Annotated in this window: 12 protein-coding genes; 10 read left to right on the forward strand and 2 right to left on the reverse strand. The window is 73.9% G+C overall.

Going from position 1 to position 13,469, the window contains the following annotated elements:
- The 3 genes from BMW99_RS38110 to truA form a co-directional block, all read left to right on the forward strand.
- A partial coding sequence (locus tag BMW99_RS38110) for a DNA-directed RNA polymerase subunit alpha C-terminal domain-containing protein (RefSeq protein ID WP_322900224.1) occupies positions 1-223 on the forward strand: 223 nt, incomplete at its 5' end.
- 373 nt (positions 224-596) lie between these two features.
- Complete coding sequence (rplQ, locus tag BMW99_RS38115) at positions 597-1,124, forward strand: 50S ribosomal protein L17 (protein WP_069462463.1); 528 nt, start codon at positions 597-599, stop codon at positions 1,122-1,124.
- Positions 1,125-1,224: 100 nt separating this feature from the next.
- Positions 1,225-2,064 carry a tRNA pseudouridine(38-40) synthase TruA gene (truA, locus tag BMW99_RS38120; protein ID WP_069462462.1) on the forward strand — a complete coding sequence of 280 codons (840 nt, stop codon included), beginning with the start codon at positions 1,225-1,227 and terminating at the stop codon, positions 2,062-2,064.
- Between the two features lie 63 nt (positions 2,065-2,127).
- Here truA and BMW99_RS38125 read toward each other — a convergent pair whose 3' ends face one another.
- Positions 2,128-3,711 carry a hypothetical protein gene (locus BMW99_RS38125; RefSeq protein WP_143080622.1) on the reverse strand — a complete coding sequence of 528 codons (1,584 nt, stop codon included), beginning with the start codon at positions 3,709-3,711 and terminating at the stop codon, positions 2,128-2,130.
- Between the two features lie 106 nt (positions 3,712-3,817).
- Here BMW99_RS38125 and BMW99_RS38130 point away from each other — a divergent pair, with 106 nt between their 5' ends.
- The 4 genes from BMW99_RS38130 to glmM all read left to right on the forward strand — a co-directional run bounded on the left by BMW99_RS38130 (position 3,818) and on the right by glmM (position 8,318).
- Positions 3,818-5,440: an ABC-F family ATP-binding cassette domain-containing protein gene (locus BMW99_RS38130; RefSeq protein ID WP_069462461.1), complete on the forward strand. Its 1,623-nt coding sequence runs from the start codon at positions 3,818-3,820 to the stop codon at positions 5,438-5,440.
- Between the two features lie 267 nt (positions 5,441-5,707).
- Positions 5,708-6,151: a 50S ribosomal protein L13 gene (rplM, locus tag BMW99_RS38135; protein ID WP_069462460.1), complete on the forward strand. Its 444-nt coding sequence runs from the start codon at positions 5,708-5,710 to the stop codon at positions 6,149-6,151.
- Between the two features lie 39 nt (positions 6,152-6,190).
- Complete coding sequence (gene rpsI / locus BMW99_RS38140; protein ID WP_069462459.1) at positions 6,191-6,706, forward strand: 30S ribosomal protein S9; 516 nt, start codon at positions 6,191-6,193, stop codon at positions 6,704-6,706.
- A 253-nt stretch (positions 6,707-6,959) separates the two neighbouring features.
- A complete protein-coding gene (glmM, locus tag BMW99_RS38145) occupies positions 6,960-8,318 on the forward strand; it encodes a phosphoglucosamine mutase (RefSeq protein ID WP_069462458.1) in 1,359 nt (452 codons plus the stop codon).
- 51 nt (positions 8,319-8,369) lie between these two features.
- On the opposite strand, the gene coaA is transcribed toward glmM, so the two are convergent.
- Positions 8,370-9,338 carry a type I pantothenate kinase gene (coaA, locus tag BMW99_RS38150; RefSeq protein WP_107451470.1) on the reverse strand — a complete coding sequence of 323 codons (969 nt, stop codon included), beginning with the start codon at positions 9,336-9,338 and terminating at the stop codon, positions 8,370-8,372.
- Between the two features lie 84 nt (positions 9,339-9,422).
- Here coaA and glmS point away from each other — a divergent pair, with 84 nt between their 5' ends.
- The 3 genes from glmS to BMW99_RS38165 all read left to right on the forward strand — a co-directional run bounded on the left by glmS (position 9,423) and on the right by BMW99_RS38165 (position 13,190).
- Positions 9,423-11,270, forward strand: coding sequence for a glutamine--fructose-6-phosphate transaminase (isomerizing) (gene glmS, locus BMW99_RS38155; protein WP_069462456.1), 1,848 nt, complete (start codon positions 9,423-9,425; stop codon positions 11,268-11,270).
- Positions 11,267-11,635 (forward strand): holo-ACP synthase, encoded by a 369-nt coding sequence (locus BMW99_RS38160; RefSeq protein WP_069462455.1) that lies wholly within the window; start codon positions 11,267-11,269, stop codon positions 11,633-11,635. The genes glmS and BMW99_RS38160 overlap by 4 nt, the downstream gene beginning before the upstream one ends.
- A gap of 112 nt (positions 11,636-11,747) precedes the next feature.
- Positions 11,748-13,190, forward strand: a complete 1,443-nt coding sequence (locus BMW99_RS38165; protein WP_075018389.1) for a bifunctional ADP-dependent NAD(P)H-hydrate dehydratase/NAD(P)H-hydrate epimerase — start codon at positions 11,748-11,750, stop codon at positions 13,188-13,190.
- Positions 13,191-13,469: the final 279 nt, after the last annotated feature.

Raw genomic sequence — 13,469 nt, forward strand, 5'->3', positions numbered from 1 at the left:
GGGCATCCACTCCGTGGGTGAGCTCGTCGCCCGTTCCGAGGCCGACCTGCTCGACATCCGCAACTTCGGTGCGAAGTCGATCGACGAGGTCAAGGCGAAGCTGGCCGGCATGGGCCTGGCCCTCAAGGACAGCCCGCCCGGATTCGACCCGACCGCCGCGGCCGACGCCTTCGGCGCGGACGACGACGTCGACGCCGGGTTCGTCGAGACCGAGCAGTACTGATCCGCCTCCGGCGCGGTTCGTGGCCTCCGGGCCGCGCCCGCGCCGGGCTCCGCGCCCCGTCCGGGGCCGCCTCTTCGCCGGGGGCGGCCCCGTAGGGGTGCGGGGAACCGCGCGCTCAGCCGACCACCGGCCGGTGGCCCGGCGTGGACCGATCCGCCCCTCCGGGGCGGTGACGACCCGCGGGCCCGCGGTGGCCGCTCGCGCTCGGGGCATCTCCCGGCCGAAGGCCGGGGGACCTCGCGTCCCTCGTGGGGCGCACCCGGGCGGAAGCCCGAAGCCCATCCGGGGCTTACCCGGACCACGAGCTGGCAGCCGCCAGTTCGCACTGACATCGGTACCTGACACGGCCGGTGCAGCGAAGAAGGAGAACGACATGCCTCAGCCCGCCAAGGGTGCCCGTCTGGGCGGCAGCGCCGCGCACGAGAAGCTGCTCCTCGCGAACCTCGCGAAGGCGCTGTTCGAGCACGGCCGCATCACCACCACCGAGGCCAAGGCGCGCCGGCTGCGTCCGGTCGCGGAGCGCCTGATCACCAAGGCGAAGAAGGGCGACATCCACAACCGTCGCCAGGTCCTGCAGCAGATCACGGACAAGGGCATCGTGCACACGCTCTTCACCGAGATCGCGCCGCGGTACGAGAACCGCCCCGGTGGTTACACCCGCATCACCAAGATCGGCAACCGTCGTGGCGACAACGCCCCGATGGCGGTCATCGAGCTGGTCGAGGCGCTGACCGTGCAGCAGTCCGCGGTCGGCGAGGCCGAGGCCGCCACCAAGCGTTCCGCCAAGGACCGCGCCGGTGACGAGGCTCTGGCCGAGGTCAAGAACGACTCCGCGGAGGCCGAGGACACGGCCGACGCCGCGCCCGCGGACGCCGCGGACGAGGAGTCCAAGGACGCCTGAGCGTCCCGAGACCGGTGAGCGGGCCCGTACCCCTGGGGGTGCGGGCCCGCTCGCGTGAACAGGCGAACCGGCCGAGCGGGCCGGACGGTGAGGAGACAGCGTGAGCGACGAGCCCGCGCCCGGTCGCGTCCGGGTCCGGCTGGACCTGTCGTACGACGGGGCGGAGTTCTCCGGGTGGGCCCGGCAGACCAGCCGGCGGACCGTCCAGGGCGAGCTGGAGTCGGCGATCCGCACGGTGCTGCGGCTGCCGGAGCCGGTGGAGCTGACGGTGGCGGGCCGCACCGACGCCGGCGTGCACGCCCGCGGGCAGGTCGCCCACGTCGACCTGCCCGCCGAGGCGTGGGCCGCCGAGGGCACCCGGCTGCGCCGGCGGCTGGCCGGCCGGCTGCCGTGGGACGTGCGGGTCTGGCAGGTCGCCGAAGCGCCCGCGGGCTTCAACGCGCGCTTCTCCGCGATCTGGCGCCGCTACGCCTACCGCGTCGGCGACCACCCCGGCGGGGTGGACCCGCTGCTGCGGGGGCACGTGCTGTGGCACGACCGGCCGGTTGACGTCGACCTCATGAACACCGCGGCCGCGCTGATGCTGGGCGAGCACGACTTCGCCGCGTACTGCAAGAAGCGCGAGGGCGCCACCACCATCCGCACCCTGCTCGACCTGCGCTGGGAGCGCACGCCCGACGGTCTGGCGGTGGCGACCGTGCGGGCCGACGCGTTCTGCCACAACATGGTCCGCGCGCTGGTCGGCGCGATGCTGCTGGTCGGCGACGGCCACCGCGCGGTGGGCTTCCCCGCCGAGGTGCTGGCCGGGCGGGTCCGGCACTCCGCGGTCAACGTGGTGCGCCCGCACGGCCTGACCCTGGAGGAGGTCGGCTACCCGGCCGACGACCTGCTGGCCGCCCGCAACCGCGAGGCCCGCAACCTGCGCACCCTGTGCCGGTAGACCCGGCCCGGGAACCCGTGGCCGCCGCGCCCCTCGCGGGTGCGGGCGGCCGCGGGCCGCGCGTCAGGTGCGGGACGGGTCCGCGGCCGCGGCGTCGCGGCCGCGCTGGATGATCCGCTGGAACGCGAAGTTCGACGCGTCGTTCGCGGAGGCCAGCGCCACCTTGTCGGTCGCGGTGATGGTCTTGCCGTCCTTCAGGCCGGCGATCGCGAAGTAGGCATAGCGGCCGACCGCGTTCGAGGTCATCCGGCACGCCACCGCGTGGCAGAAGTCCTGCACGCCGCCGCCGTTGAGCGGGGCCAGGTACTGGGCCACCTTCTGCAGCTTCTGCGCGTGCCCCGCGTCGTCGAAGACGGCGACGCCGACGGTCACCGCGGTGGTGCCGTTGGTGTACGTGGCGCGGATCAGCTTGCGGCACGCGCCCTTGCCCAGCGCCTGCGACAGTCCGGCGCGGGCGCCGGCGGCGCACTGCGTGGTCACCGAGGTCGCGGTCTTCGCGTACACCCGGCCGTTCATCAGGAACTGCTTGCCCGGGAAGAGGGTGGCCGGGGTGAGCGGCGCGGTGTCCTTGGCGGCGGTGGACAGGTAGTCCAGCGGGTTCGCGGGCGGCGGCGGTGCCACCGAGGAGAACGAGGGCGCCGGCGGCAGGGACTGGGTGGCCTTCGTGCCCGAGGAACTGGGCCCACTCGTCGCGGAGTTCTTGCCGTCCCCGCTGTTCTTGCCCGACATCACCACGGCCGTGGCGACGCCGCCCGCGATCACCACGATGGCGACGATCCCGCCGGTGAGCATCATCACCTTGCGGCGGCGGGCGCCGGTGGCCTCCTGCCGCTCCGCCAGGGCGTTCCAGTCCGGCGTGCCGGGCGGGGTGCCCGGGCCTCCGGAGGAGGCCGCCCGGCGGGGCGCTGAGGGCGCCTGCGCGGCGTTCTGGCGGGGCGGCCCGGCCGCGGCCGGCTGGCGGCCGTACCCCTGCGGGCCGGGCCCCTGGGCGGGCGCCTGCTGCTGCGGGAACCCTTGCTGGGGGAAGCCCGGCTGGGGTGCGGCGCCCTGCTGCTGGGGGAAGCCCTGCTGCGGCACGCCCTGCTGCGGGGCCGCGCTCTGCTGCATGGGGAAGTCCGCCTGGCCCGACACGCCCTGCTGCGGGCCGGCGTGCCGGCCCCGCGGGGCCCCGGGGTCCTGGCGCGGGCCCTGCGGAGCCTGGCCGGGCTGCTCCGGAGTGGCGGCCTGCGGGAGCTGGGGGTGGTCCGGCGGCTGCTGCAGCGATGCCTGGTGCGGCCCGGGCCGCGCCGCGGCCGGCCCGTCACGGTGCGGCAGCGGCGGCTGCCCGTCCTGCTCCGCCTGGCCGCCCGGTCCCGTCTGCCCGCCCTGCGGAGCGGCGCCGTACAGGCCTGGCTGGCCCGGCTGGCCCGGCCGTCCCTGCTGCGCCTGCGCGTCGGAGGCGGCGGACCACGGCTCGCCCTGCGCGCCGGGGCCGGCCGCGAACTGCTGCCGCGGGTCGTACGCGGAAGGCTCGTGCGGCTGCTGCGCCTCGAAGGAGCGCTGCTGCTGCCGGCTGGAGGGGATGATGCGCCCTTCCAGGACCTCGCGCCCCTCGGGGGCGTCGGGGCTGGGGTGCTGCGATGGCTGCTGCCCGTGGCCTTCAGTCATGCCGCGCATCATATTGCCGGTCCGCGCGGCCTCCTATCGCACCTGGCGAGCGAACCCGTGGCGAAAACGACTTGGGCCGCTGACCTGCACCGGGGAGAATCCAGGCATGGGCCATGTCGAAGCTGCGCACGTCGAGTACTACCTGCCGGACGGGCGGGCGCTGCTCGGAGACGTCTCGTTCCGGGTGGGCGACGGCGCCGCGGTGGCCCTCGTGGGCCCGAACGGGGCCGGGAAGACCACCCTGCTGCGGCTGATCTCCGGCGAGCTGGCACCGCACGGCGGGACGGTCACGGTGAGCGGCGGCCTGGGCGTGATGCCGCAGTTCGTCGGCAGCGTCCGCGACGACCGCACCGTCCGCGACCTGCTCGTCTCCGTCGCGCACCCGCGGCTGCGGGCCGTCGCCGAGGCGGTGGACGCGGCCGAGCTGGCGATCATGGCGCAGGACGACGAGCCGGCGCAGATGGCGTACGCGACCGCGCTGAGCGACTGGGCGGAGGCCCGCGGGTACGAGGCCGAGACGCTGTGGGACATGTGCACCATGGCCGCGCTCGGCGTGCCGTACGAGCGGGCGCAGTGGCGCGAGGTGAAGACGCTGTCCGGCGGCGAGCAGAAACGGCTCGTGCTGGAGGCGCTGCTGCGCGGTCCCGACGAGGTGCTGCTGCTCGACGAGCCGGACAACTACCTGGACGTGCCGGGCAAGCGCTGGCTGGAGGAGCAGCTCGCGCAGACCAAGAAGACCGTGCTGTTCGTCAGCCACGACCGCGAACTGCTGGCCCGCAGCGCGGAGAAGATCGTCAGCGTCGAGCCCAGCCCGGCCGGCAGCGACGTGTGGGTGCACGGCGGCGGCTTCGCCACCTTCCACGCGGCCCGCAAGGAGCGCTTCGCCCGCTTCGAGGAGCTGCGCCGCCGCTGGGACGAGGAGCACGCCAAGCTCAAGGCCATGGTGCTGCGGCTGCGCCAGCAGGCGGCGATCAGCCCCGACATGGCGTCCCGGTACCACGCGGCGCAGACCCGGCTGAAGCGGTTCGAGGACGCCGGCGCCCCGCAGGAGCCGCCGCGCGAGCAGGACATCAGGATGCGGCTGCGGGGCGGCCGTACCGGGCTGCGCGCGGTGACCTGCGAGAAGCTGGAGCTCACCGGCCTGATGAAGCCGTTCGACCTGGAGGTCTTCTACGGCGAGCGGGTGGCGGTGCTCGGCTCCAACGGCTCGGGGAAGTCGCACTTCCTGCGGCTGCTGGCCGGTGACCCGTCGGTCGCCCACACCGGGACGTTCAAGCTGGGCGCGCGGGTGGTGCCCGGGCACTTCGCGCAGACCCACGCGCACCCCGAGCTCCAGGGGCGCACCCTGGTCGACATCCTGTGGACCGAGCACGCCCGCGACCGCGGCCGCGCGATGTCGGTGCTGCGGCGCTACGAGCTGGAGCGGCAGGGCGACCAGCCCTTCGACAAGCTGTCGGGCGGGCAGCAGGCCCGCTTCCAGATCCTGATGATGGAGCTGGAGGGGACGACCGCGCTGCTCCTGGACGAGCCGACGGACAACCTGGACCTGGAGAGCGCCGAGGCGCTGCAGGACGGCCTGGAGTCGTACGACGGCACGGTGCTCGCCGTCACCCACGACCGCTGGTTCGCCCGGTCCTTCGACCGCTACCTCGTCTTCGGGTCGGACGGCCTGGTCAGGGAGACGTCGGAGCCGGTGTGGGACGAGCGCCGGGTGGAGCGCAAGCGCTGAACCGGGTGGGTCCGGGGACGGCGTTTTGACCGGTCGCGGGCCGCGCGGGTATTGTTGCGGTTCGTTATGCGTATTGGCTTGCTCTATCTCACGTGAGGGGCCCTTACGCCGGTCCACCGGGCCGATGACCAGCGGCAGGCGAACGGGTTGCGTCCCCGTTTGCGGCCAGGGCTGTCGTGATCGTCCGGGTGGCCTTGTCAGGACCCCTTCCCCGCGGTCCTCGTGACCCGGGGGAACACCTACTGAGAAGAAGCGAAGGCTACGACCGTGCGTACGTTCAGCCCCAAGCCCGGCGATGTCCAGCGCCAGTGGCACATTATCGACGCGCAGGACGTCGTCCTGGGCAGGCTGGCCTCCCAGGCCGCCACCCTCCTGAGGGGCAAGCACAAGCCCATCTACGCGCCCCACGTCGACACCGGCGACTTCGTCATCGTGATCAACGCCGACAAGATCCACCTGACCGGGAACAAGAAGACCCAGAAGATGGCCTACCGCCACTCCGGGTACCCGGGCGGTCTGCGGTCGGTGCGCTACGACGAGCTGCTCGCCAAGAGCCCCGAGAAGGCCATCGAGAAGGCCGTCAAGGGCATGCTCCCGAAGAACTCCCTGGGCCGTCAGATGCTCTCGAAGCTGAAGGTCTACGCGGGTGACCAGCACCCGCACGCTGCGCAGCAGCCGGTCCCGTTCGAGATCACCCAGGTCGCGCAGTAGTTCCGGCCACCAGCTACCAGAAAGAATCTGAGGAGAATCGTGGCTGAGACCACCGCCGAGACCCCGCTCGAGGGCGAAGAGTCCTACGAGGAGATCACGACCTTCGAGTCCGAGGCCGTCGAGGGGGAGTACACCTCCGAGTCGCTCGCCTCGCGCTTCGGCGACCCGCAGCCGGCTGCCGGCACCGGCCGCCGCAAGCAGTCCATCGCCCGCGTCCGGATCGTCCCCGGCAGCGGCAAGTGGAAGATCAACGGCCGCACCCTCGAGGGTTACTTCCCGAACAAGGTGCACCAGCAGGAAGTCAACGAGCCCTTCAAGGTGCTCGAGCTCGACGGCCGTTACGACGTCATCGCCCGCATCAGCGGCGGCGGCATCTCCGGCCAGGCCGGTGCGCTGCGCCTGGGCGTGGCCCGTGCGCTCAACGAGGCGGACGTGGACAACAACCGCGGCCCGCTGAAGAAGGCCGGCTTCCTGACCCGTGACGACCGCGCGGTCGAGCGGAAGAAGGCCGGTCTGAAGAAGGCCCGCAAGGCGCCGCAGTTCAGCAAGCGCTAAATCGCCTCCGGCGCGGGAACCATGTCCGCGCCCGGCGCATCGAACGCCTCGGAGACACTCCAGTGCCTCCGGGGCGTTCGCATTACCGGGAACCGGCGTATATGTCTGTTGATATGACTCTGCAGGGTGGATCGTTGAAGCGTGTCCCCTTCGCGGGGGGCGCGTGCAGCAGGTCACAGGACGCCGGGCAGCACCACAGGGCGTCGCGCCGCGGGACGGCCGCACCACCGCACTGATCATCGGAGGAATTACTGTGGGACGACTCTTCGGCACGGACGGCGTGCGGGGCATCGCGAACGCCGACCTGACCGCCGAGCTGGCGCTCGGGCTGTCGGTGGCGGCGGCGCACGTCCTCGCTGAGGCGGGCACCTTCGCCGGGCACCGGCCGGTCGCGGTGGTGGGACGCGACCCGCGGGCCTCGGGCGAGTTCCTGGAGGCGGCCGTGGTGGCCGGTCTGGCAAGCGCGGGCGTGGACGTCCTGCGGGTCGGTGTGCTGCCCACTCCCGCGGTGGCGTATCTCACCGGCGCGCTGGGTGCCGACCTCGGCGTGATGCTCTCGGCCAGCCACAACGCGATGCCGGACAACGGGATCAAGTTCCTCGCCCGCGGCGGCCACAAGCTCGACGACGTGCTCGAGGACCGCATCGAGGACGTCTACGCCGAGCACCGCACCGGCGCGCCCTGGAACCGTCCCACCGGAGCCGGCGTCGGCCGCGTCAAGGACTACGACGAGGGCTTCGACCAGTACGTGGCCCACCTCATCGGCGTGCTGCCGAACCGGCTCGACGGCCTGAAGATCGTCCTGGACGAGGCGCACGGCGCCGCGTCCCACGTGTCGCCCGAGGCGTTCTCCCGGGCCGGCGCCCAGGTGATCACCATCGGCGCGCAGCCCGACGGGCTCAACATCAACGACGGCTGCGGCTCCACGCACCTGGAGCTGCTCAAGGCCGCGGTCGTCGAGCACGGCGCGGACTTCGGCATCGCCCACGACGGCGACGCGGACCGCTGCCTGGCCGTGGACCACGCCGGCGCCGAGGTCGACGGCGACCAGATCCTCGCGATCCTGGCCCTGTCGCTGCGCGAGCGCGGCGCGCTGCGTGAGAACACCGTCGTCGGCACCGTGATGTCCAACCTCGGCTTCAAGCTGGCGATGGAGCGCGAGGGCATCCAGCTGGTGCAGACCGCGGTCGGCGACCGCTACGTGCTGGAGTCGATGAAGGAGCACGGCTACGCGCTCGGCGGCGAGCAGTCCGGGCACGTCATCGTGCTGGACCACGCCACCACCGGCGACGGCACCCTGACCGGCCTGCTGCTGGCCGCGCGGGTGGCCGCCACCAAGCGCCCGCTGGCCGAACTGGCCGAGGTCATGGTCCGGTTGCCGCAGGTCCTGATCAACGTCCCGGACGTCGACAAGAGCCGCGTCGCCAGCACCCCCGAGCTGACCGCCGCCGTCGCCGAGGCCGAGGCCGAACTGGGCTCCACCGGCCGGGTGCTGCTGCGCCCGTCCGGCACCGAGCCGCTGGTCCGCGTCATGGTCGAGGCCGCCGACATCGACCACGCCCACGCGGTCGCCGGCCGTCTCGCCGACGTCGTCAAGTCCACCCTGGGCTGACCCGCCGCGCCCGCCCCGCGCCGGCGTCGGTGACGCCGGCGCGGGGCCCGCTCACAACTTGCGCAGCGACAGCCGCTGCACCTTGTGGCCCGGGCCCTTGCGCAGGACCAGGGTGGCGCGGCCGCGGGTGGGCAGCACGTTCTGCTCCAGGTTGGGGCGGTTGACGGTGCGCCACATCAGGCGCGCGTAGTCCAGGGCCTCGTCCTCGGGAACCTGCGTGTACTTGCGGAAGTACGAGTCGGGGTCCTGGAAGGCGGTCTGCCGCAACTTGCCGAAGCGGCCCAGGTACCACTGCTCGATGTCCTCGGTCCGGGCGTCGACGTAGACGCTGAAGTCGAAGTAGTCGGCCAGGCCGATGCGGCTGCGGCCGTCCGCGCCGGGCAGCGCCGGCTGAAGGACGTTCAGGCCCTCCACGATCAGGATGTCGGGGCGGCGCACCACCAGCCGCTCCTCCGGCACGATGTCGTAGATCAGGTGCGAGTACACCGGCGCGCTGACCTCGGGCTTCCCGGCCTTGACGTCCGCCACGAAGCGGGTCAGGGCGCGCCGGTCGTAGGACTCGGGGAAGCCCTTGCGGGACATCAGGCCGCGCCGCGCCAGCTCCGCGTTGGGCATCAGGAAGCCGTCGGTGGTCACCAGTTCCACCCGCGGGTGCTCCGGCCAGCGGGCCAGCAGCGCCCGCAGCAGGCGTGCGGTGGTGGACTTGCCCACCGCGACACTGCCCGCCACCCCGATCACGAACGGTGTCCCGGGCTGCGCGCCCTCGCCGAGGAACGTGTTGAGGGCGCCGCGCAGACCGCTGTGGGCGCCGACGTAGAGGTTCAGCAGCCGCGACAGCGGCAGGTACACGTCGACGACCTCGTCCAGGTCCACCACGTCGCCGAGGCCGCGCAGCCGCTCCACCTCGTCCGCGGTGAGCGGCAGCGGTGTGCGGTCGCGCAGCGCGCTCCACTGCTCCCGGGTGAGGTCGACGTACGGGCTGGCGGGGGCGGTGGCGGTCGTCGTGGGCACGGGCCTCATTGTGCTGCGCGGGCCGCCGGCTTTCCCGCCGAACGGCGGGTGGTCTGCGTCACTGGCCCGCCGTCAGGTCATAAGCTGGCGGCCATGTGCGGCATCGTGGGGTACGTCGGCGGGCAGGGCGCCCTGGACGTCGTGATGGCCGGTCTCGAGCGCCTGGAGTACCGCGGGTACGACTCGGCGGGCGTCGCGGTACTGGCCGACGGCGGCCTGGCGGTCGCCAAACGCGCCGGGAAGCTGGCGAACCTGCGCGAGGAGCTGGCCCGGCAGCCGCTGCCCGACGGCCGTACCGGCCTCGGCCACACCCGGTGGGCCACCCACGGCGCGCCCACCGACGGCAACGCGCACCCGCACCTGGACAACGCCGGCCGGGTCGCCGTCGTCCACAACGGCATCATCGAGAACTTCGCCGAGCTGCGCACCGAACTCGCCGGCCGCGGTCACGACCTGGGCTCGGAGACCGACACCGAGGTCGTCGGCCACCTGCTGGCCGAGCAGTTCTCCTCCTGCGGCGACCTCGCCGAGGCGATGCGCCAGGTGTGCGTGCGGCTGGACGGCGCGTTCACCCTCGTGGCGGTGCACGCCGACGACCCCGACGTGGTGGTCGGCGCCCGCCGCAACGCGCCGCTGGTCGTCGGCGTCGGCCAGGGCGAGAACTTCCTCGCGTCCGACGTGTCGGCGTTCATCGCGCACACCCGCGAGGCCGTCGAACTCGGCCAGGACCAGGTGGTGGAGCTGCGCCGGGAGGGCATCACCGTCACGGGCTTCGACGGCGGCCCCGCCGAGATCCGGCCGTACCACATCGACTGGGACGTGTCGGCCGCCGAGAAGGGCGGCTACGACTACTTCATGCTCAAGGAGATCGCCGAGCAGCCCCGGGCCGTCGCCGACACCCTGCTCGGCCGGATCGACGCGACGGGCCGGCTCACCCTCGACGAGGTGCGCATCCCCGACCCGGTGCTGCGCGAGGTGCAGAAGATCGTCATCGTGGCGTGCGGCACCGCGTTCCACGCCGGGATGATCGCCAAGTACGCCATCGAGCACTGGACGCGGGTGCCCTGCGAGGTGGAGCTCGCCAGCGAGTTCCGCTACCGCGACCCGATCCTGGACCGGCGCACCCTGGTCATCGCGGTCAGCCAGTCCGGCGAGACCATGGACACCCTGATGGCGCTGCGGCACGCCCGCGAGCAGGGCGCCAAGGTGCTGGCGGTGTGCAACACCAACGGCTCGACGATCCCGCGGGAGTCCGACGCGGTCCTGTACACCCGGGCCGGGCCGGAGGTCGCCGTCGCCTCCACCAAGGCGTTCCTCACCCAGCTGGTGGCCTGCTACCTCGTCGCCCTGTGGTTCGGCCAGGCCCGCGGCACCCAGTGGGGCGACGAGGTCACGGCCGTCGTCCGCGAACTCGCCGACATCTCCGCCAAGGTCGAGCAGGTACTGGCCACCATGGAGCCGGTGCGCGAGCTGGCCCGCTCGCTCAGCGACCGCGGCACCGTGCTGTTCCTCGGCCGCCACGTCGGCTACCCGGTGGCGCTGGAGGGCGCGCTCAAACTCAAGGAGCTCGCCTACATGCACGCCGAGGGGTTCGCGGCGGGCGAGCTCAAGCACGGCCCGATCGCGCTCGTCGAGGCGGGCGTGCCGGTGGTCGTCGTGGTGCCGTCGCCCCGGGGCCGGTCGGTGCTGCACGACAAGATGGTGTCCAACATCCAGGAGATCAGGGCCCGCGGCGCGCGCACGATCGTGATCGCCGAGGACGGCGACGAGGCCGTCGTCCCCTACGCCGACCACGTGGTGCGCATCCCGCAGACACCCGTGCTGCTCCAGCCGCTCGTCGCCACCGTGCCGCTCCAGGTGTTCGCCTGCGAGCTGGCCACCGCGCGCGGCAACGACGTGGACCAGCCGCGGAACCTCGCGAAGTCGGTGACCGTCGAATGATCGTCGGGGTCGGCATCGACGTCGCGGAGATCGACCGCTTCCAGGCCGCGCTGGAGCGCACCCCCGGCATGGCCGAGCGGCTGTTCACCCCGGCCGAACTGCTGCTGCCCTCCGGCGAACCGCGGGGCATCGCCTCGCTCGCGGCCCGGTTCGCCGCGAAGGAGGCGCTCGCCAAGTCGCTCGGCGCCCCGCCCGGACTGCACTGGCTCGACGCCGAGGTCACCACCTCCGACAACGGGCAGCCGCACCTCACCGTCACCGGCACGGTCGCCGCCCGGGCGCAGGCGCTCGGCGTCCGCGGCTGGCACGTGTCGCTCAGCCACGACGCGGGCGTGGCGTCCGCCGTGGTCATCGCCGAGGGGTGACGCTTGGACTCCCGGAGGGCCGGACCCTCCCCCCGCCGCCGGCCCCCGGCGGCGGCACGAACGGGCGGGACGGGTCCGCGGGCGCGGGCGCGACGACGGCGGGAGGAACGCGATGAGGTACGGGCACACCGTCGAGACCGTCAGGGCCGCGGAGGGCGCCCTGATGGCGCGGCTGCCGGAAGGCACGCTCATGCAGCGGGCCGCCGCCGGACTCGCGGCCGTCTGCGCGGACGCGCTCGGCCGCGTCTACGGCACCCGGATCGCCGTCCTCACCGGCAGCGGCTCCAACGGCGGCGACGCCCTGTACGCCGGCGCGCGGCTGGCCCGCCGCGGCGCCCACGTCACCGCGGTGCTGCTGGCCCCCGACCGCACCCACGCCGAGGGCCTGGCCGCCCTGCGCGCGGCCGGCGGCCGCGCGGTCGGGGCCGGCGACGGGCCCGCCGTGATCGGCCGCGCCGACCTCGTGCTCGACGGCATCACCGGCATCGGCGGCAAGGGCGGGCTGCGGCCCGAGGCCGAACCCCTGGCCGACGCGGCGCGCGCGGCGCGCGCCGCCGTGGTCGCCGTCGACCTGCCCAGCGGCGTCGACGCCGACACCGGCGAGGTGCCGGGCGCGGCCGTCCACGCCGACATCACCGTCACCTTCGGCACGTACAAGCCGGGCCTGCTCGTCGACCCGGCGGCCGAACGGGCCGGCGCGCTGCGGCTGATCGACATCGGGCTCGGCGGCGACCTCGGCGAGCCCGCGGTCGAAGCACTCCAGCACGCGGACGTCGCGGCGCTGCTGCCGCGGCCCGCGGGGGAGAGCGACAAGTACCGCCGGGGCGTCGTCGGCATCGCCGCGGGCTCGCGGCGCTACCCCGGCGCGGCCGTGCTCGCCGTCTCCGGCGCGCTGCGCGGCGGCGCCGGCGCGGTCCGCTACGCCGGGCCCGGCGGCGACGCGGTGCTCGCCGCGCACCCCGAGACCCTGGTGTCCACCGGGTCCCCGCACGCCGCGGGCCGCGTCCAGGCGTGGGTCGTCGGACCCGGCCTCGGCGACTCCGCGGAGGCGCGCACCGCGGTGGCGGAGGTCCTCGCCACGGACGTGCCGGTGCTCGTCGACGCGGACGGGCTGCGGCTGATGGACGCGGAGGCCGTGCGGGCACGGCGCGCGCCGACGGTTCTCACCCCGCACGCCGGGGAGGCGGCGGCGCTCCTCGGGCGCGCCCGCGAGGAGGTCGAGGCGCGGCGCCTCGCCTCCGTCCGCGAGTTGGCGTCCCGCTACGGCGCGACGGTCCTCCTCAAGGGCTCCACGACGCTCGTGGCCGGTCCGGACCCGGCGCGCCCCGTCCGCGTCAACGCCACGGGCACCCCGTGGCTGGCCACGGCGGGCAGCGGCGACGTGCTCTCCGGACTCACCGGGTCCCTCCTGGCCGCCGGGCTCCGCCCCCTCGACGCGGCGTCCACCGGCGCGTACCTCCACGGTCTGGCCGCGCGCCTCGCCGAGGGGCCGCTCTCCGCGCTCGACGTCGCGTCCACCCTCCCCACGGCCTGGCGCAACACCCTCCCCTCCTGAAGGTCCCCTCCGGGGGTTCCCGGAGGCCAACGGGGTGCCAACGGGGTGCCCCCGGGGCTTGCTCGGTCTACGGGGTGCCCCCGGGGCTTACTCGACCTGTGCTGCGCCGTCGTGGCTTGTCGCGCAGTTCCTCGCGCCCCTGGCGGTGCACGTCGGGGGGTGGGTCAGGGGCCACTCCGGGAGTGTCTCCTCGAACTGTGCGTGCACCGTTCTCCCGTTCGGTGGGGCGGGTGGATGCACAGTTCTGCGGGGACACACCCGGATCGTCCCCTTCCGGCC

Origin of the sequence: Actinacidiphila rubida (genome assembly GCF_900110255.1) — a bacterium.
GTDB classification, from domain to species: domain Bacteria; phylum Actinomycetota; class Actinomycetes; order Streptomycetales; family Streptomycetaceae; genus Actinacidiphila; species Actinacidiphila rubida.